Source organism: Methylobacterium sp. J-077 (assembly GCF_022829365.1).
Taxonomy (GTDB): domain Bacteria; phylum Pseudomonadota; class Alphaproteobacteria; order Rhizobiales; family Beijerinckiaceae; genus Methylobacterium.
The window spans coordinates 1-875 of record NZ_JAKSYJ010000041.1 but is presented as its reverse complement, the minus strand read 5'-3'; the positions used below and the strand labels follow the sequence as shown (position 1 = coordinate 875).

Genomic DNA, 875 nt, shown 5'->3' with positions numbered 1-875 from the left:
ACCTGCGGCTGGATCACCTCCTTTCTAAGGATTCTTTTTTGGACATGGGCGTCGGTTCTGCCGGCCTCCAGCGAACGTCAGTTCATCCATCGAAGATCATTTAGATACAGGGTTCAGTCAGAACCCATTTGGCGGGACAGGCGCCGTCCTCGTTTCTCTTCCTCACCAGATAGCGCGATCGGCGCACCGTCTCGGCTCTTGCCGGGTGGTAGGCTTTGATCGCTCTGGGCCTGTAGCTCAGGTGGTTAGAGCGCACCCCTGATAAGGGTGAGGTCGGACGTTCGAGTCGTCCCAGGCCCACCATGTTCGGGACGTTGACCACCGGCTTGACCCCTTGGGGCCATAGCTCAGTTGGGAGAGCGCGTGCTTTGCAAGCATGAGGTCGTCGGTTCGATCCCGTCTGGCTCCACCATCTTTTTTGGGATTTTTGGCGCTGCGCTTGCGGCTGCCGCCTGAGAGATGGTGTCGAGCTTGGCTATCTGGAACACAGTTTGCCGCGGCAGACGATCAGCGAGGACCGTGAGGTTCGGTTGATCGTGTCGTTTGGCGAAGACATCAGTGACATCGTGAAGAGGGAATGTGGCCGTTGGGGGCGCGAAAGCGTCCACCCCGGCGGTCATGTTCGGCAAGCATACGGTGGTGGGTCCGGAAACGGATCTGCCACTGGTCTTTTTGTGACCGTGTCAGACTTTTGCGCTGGATCCTCTGGACCCAGTCGCAAAAGAACGGACATCGATCACGAGAGCGATCAAGTGTCTTAAGAGCATTCGGTGGATGCCTTGGCGCTGAGAGGCGATGAAGGACGTGGTACGCTGCGATAAGCCTTGGGGAGCTGCGAACGAGCTTTGATCCAGGGATTTCCGAATGGGGGAACC

2 tRNA genes and 1 rRNA gene are annotated in these 875 nt (G+C 57.9%); all 3 read left to right on the top strand.

Going from position 1 to position 875, the window contains the following annotated elements:
- Positions 1 to 226 precede the first annotated feature (226 nt).
- Positions 227 to 303, top strand: a tRNA-Ile gene (locus tag MKL11_RS02230).
- A gap of 33 nt (positions 304 to 336) precedes the next feature.
- Positions 337 to 412 (top strand) — tRNA-Ala (locus MKL11_RS02225).
- 334 nt (positions 413 to 746) lie between these two features.
- Positions 747 to 875, top strand: a 23S ribosomal RNA gene (locus MKL11_RS02220); the annotation flags it as partial.